This is a genomic window from uncultured Mailhella sp., assembly GCF_905187505.1.
GTDB lineage: Bacteria > Desulfobacterota > Desulfovibrionia > Desulfovibrionales > Desulfovibrionaceae > Mailhella.
Window position 1 is genome coordinate 1 of sequence record NZ_CAJJIC010000185.1, and the last position, 3094, is coordinate 3094.

Annotated in this window: 3 protein-coding genes; all 3 read left to right on the plus strand. The window is 61.9% G+C overall.

The features are described 5' to 3' along the window. Window positions 1-622: 622 nt before the first annotated feature. The 3 genes from QZZ60_RS11105 to QZZ60_RS11115 are packed head-to-tail and all read left to right on the plus strand — an operon-like array spanning window position 623 to window position 3032. Complete coding sequence (locus tag QZZ60_RS11105; protein ID WP_295641396.1) at window positions 623-1372, plus strand: ABC transporter permease; 750 nt, start codon at window positions 623-625, stop codon at window positions 1370-1372. Then, a complete protein-coding gene (locus QZZ60_RS11110; protein ID WP_295641398.1) occupies window positions 1369-2085 on the plus strand; it encodes an ABC transporter ATP-binding protein in 717 nt (238 codons plus the stop codon). The genes QZZ60_RS11105 and QZZ60_RS11110 overlap by 4 nt, the downstream gene beginning before the upstream one ends. A 5-nt stretch (window positions 2086-2090) precedes the next feature. Continuing rightward, on the plus strand, window positions 2091-3032 hold the full coding sequence (locus tag QZZ60_RS11115) for an ABC transporter substrate-binding protein (protein WP_295641399.1): 942 nt from the start codon (window positions 2091-2093) through the stop codon (window positions 3030-3032). Window positions 3033-3094 lie beyond the last annotated feature (62 nt).

The following is a 3094-nucleotide window of genomic DNA, read 5'->3' on the forward strand; positions in this document are numbered from 1 at the left end:
GCGAAAGCCCGTCAGCTCCGGACACGCTGTACGGACACGGGGCTTGCACGACGCCTGCTGCGCTTGACGCCGGAAGTGAATTCCGGCTACTTGCAGGCGTCGGCCCGGGCGCTCGAAAGCGCCCGGGGGCCCCCGAGCGTTGAAACACGGGAAGTGTTCAAAAAAACTCCGTGACGCGAAAGCCCGTCAGCTCCGGACACGCTGTACGGACACGGGGCTTGCACGACGCCCGCTGCGCTTGACGGCGGAAGTGAATTCCGCCTGCTTGCGGACGTCGGTGCGGGCTCCTCACCTCGCCCGCGTTCCCCAGAGCGCTGACAAGAAGCTGAAAGAAACGAGGGGGCACGGGGGGAATCATTCCCCCCGCTGCCTTTCCTGCCTTTCCGGGGTCCGGGGCGGCGCCCCGGCTGCTCCGGCCTGTCCCCTTCCTCTTTCCTGCCTTTCCTGCGTTTTCCTCCTGAGCGGCCTGCCGGTGAGCTGATGCGATCAGCGTTCCGGCGGGCCTTTTTCGGGTTTGCTGGGCGGGGGAAAGGGCATCGTGGGGGCTGGAAAATTCGGCATTCGGAGAAAAACCTTTTTCCACGGATGGACAGGCGGGGCATTGCGTCCTAGAATCCCGGCCATGCGTGCATTCAAGTCCCTTTTTGTACCTCTTCTTGTGCTGATTCTCTGGCAGGCTGTTTCCGGCGTGGTTTCGCCGTATCTTCTGCCCGGGCCGGCGCGGGTGCTGGACACGGGGCTTGTCATGGCGAAAAACGGCGTTCTTGCGGCGCACGTGCTGGCGTCGTTCTACCGCATTGCGGCGGGGTTCTGTCTGAGCGTCGTGCTGGCGTTTCTCACGGCTGCGGCGCTGTATCGCTGGAGATTGCTGGACGAGCTTTTTCAGGGCACGCTTTCCTTCATGCGCATGACGCCGCCGCTTGCGCTCACGCCTCTGCTGATTCTGTGGCTCGGCATAGGCGACGCCACGCAGATAGCGGTCATTGTTCTGGCGTCGTTCTTCCCCATCTATCTCAACACGCGCGACGGGCTTTCGCGGCTTGACGCGTCCTTTCGCGAGCTGGCCGCGAGTCTCCATCTGTCGCGCGGGCGCATGGTGCTGTTCTTTCTTCTGCCCGCGGCCACGCCTTCCATCATCACGGGGCTGCGTCTGAGCTTCGGCTACAGCTGGCGCGCGCTCATTGCGGCGGAGCTCATTGCGGCAAGCAGCGGTCTCGGATACATGATCATGGACGCCGAGCAGATGCAGCGGGCCGACGAGGTCATTGTGGGCATACTGGTCATCGGCTTTCTCGGCTGGGCGCTCGACGCCGCCTTTTCCTCTCTTTCCTCGACGCTGCTCAGACGGCGCTTTCCGGAGCTTGCCGCATGATGGCGTCAAACGTTCCCGCAGACGACGGGGTCGCGCTTCTTCAGAACGTGCGCAAGAGCTTCGGTTCCCATGAAGTTCTGCGCGGCACCGACATTTTTCTTGCCCGGCGCGGCATCACCTGTCTTCTCGGCGCGTCGGGCTGCGGCAAGTCCACGCTTCTGCGCGTCGCCGCAGGGCTGGAAGCGCCCGATTCCGGACGGGTGCTCGTCCGTCCCGAGGAATGCGCCATGGTGTTTCAGGATCCGCGTCTTCTGCCGTGGCTCACGGCGGGCGAAAATCTGCGCCTTGCGCTGCCCTCCTCCTGCCCCGACTCCGCCGCGCGCATGACACGGGCGCTTGCCATGGTGGAACTGCCGCCCGATACCCTTTCCGCCATGCCCCGCGAGCTGTCCGGCGGCATGGCGCAGCGGGTGGGCGTGGCGCGGGCCCTTCTGCGTTCTCCGCGCATCCTGCTCATGGACGAACCCTTTGCCTCGCTTGACGCCATCACCAGAGAAAAACTGCAGATCATGCTGAAAAAGCTCATGGCCGACTCGCTGTGCCTGCTCGTCACCCACGACATGGAAGAAGCCCTTCGCGTGGGCAGCCGCCTCTGCGTCATGAAACACGGCATCATTTTCGAGAGCTTCGACCTTTCCGAAGCCACAGGCCCCGAACGGCGGGATTCCATCCGCCAGAACATTCTTACGCATCTGAATACTAAGGAGTCATAATTATTATGAAGATGCCGAAATCTCTCATTGTGGCCCTGGCCCTTTCCCTGTTTGCCGCACCCTCTTTTGCCGAAGAAGGCACGCTCAACATCAGCTATGTGAAGTCGCCCTTCAACCTTCAGATGATCGTCATGAAGGAACACAGACTTCTGGAAAAAAAGCTCGAACCCAAGGGCATCACCGTCAAATGGCATGAAATAGATTCCGGCGCGCAGCAGGCCACGGCCATGGCCTCCGGCGCGCTCGACGTGGGCGGCGTGCTCAACACCACCTCGGTGCAGATGGCCAACGCCGAAGGCAATCCGGTGATCATCATCGCCGGAGCCGCGCGTCCCACCGACGTGTTCGCCCTCGTCGGTCAGGAAAACGGAGCCAAAACCTTCGCCGACCTGCGCGGCAAAACCATCGCCGGCCCCAAGGGCACCGTGCTGCATCAGCTCCTCGTGGCCGGACTCGCCAAGGAAGGCCTTACCATCAACGACGTGAAATTCGTGCAGATGGGCATTCCGCAGAGCTTCTCCGCCCTCATGTCCGGCAAGGTGGACGCCGCCCTCATCGCCGCGGGAGCCCTGGTCAAGGCCAAAGAAGCGGGCAAACCCGTCATCGCCACAGCCACCGGCCTCGTCACCCCCATCCTCGCCATGTGCGCCAGCAAAACGTTCATTGAAGAAAAGCCCGACCTCGTCAAAGACGTGGTCGCCGTGCAGGACGAAGCCTACGACTGGATCATGGCCAACCATAAGGAAGCCATAGCCCTCGGCGCCAAAGAACAGAACATCTCCGAAGCCGACGCCGAACAGCTCTACGCCTGGTCCCACTACATGAAACGCCTCAATGAAAACGATATCAAAAGCCTCGATAACGATATGACCTTCCTCCTCGAAAACGGCATGGCCCGCCAGAAGGTCGACTCCCGCAGCTTCATCCTCAAATCCGCCATGGAGTAAAGGAGGAAGAGGGAGAGGGAGAGTTTTGCGGGGGAAGGGGGAAACCCTTTTGAAAAAGGGCT

Excerpts from the sequence above, each read along its gene's own strand:
- QZZ60_RS11105 (WP_295641396.1), top strand. The coding sequence starts at position 623 with ATGCGTGCATTCAAGTCCCTTTTTGTACCTCTTCTTGTGCTGATTCTC.
- QZZ60_RS11110 (WP_295641398.1), top strand. The coding sequence starts at position 1,369 with ATGATGGCGTCAAACGTTCCCGCAGACGACGGGGTCGCGCTTCTTCAG.
- QZZ60_RS11115 (WP_295641399.1), top strand. The coding sequence starts at position 2,091 with ATGAAGATGCCGAAATCTCTCATTGTGGCCCTGGCCCTTTCCCTGTTT.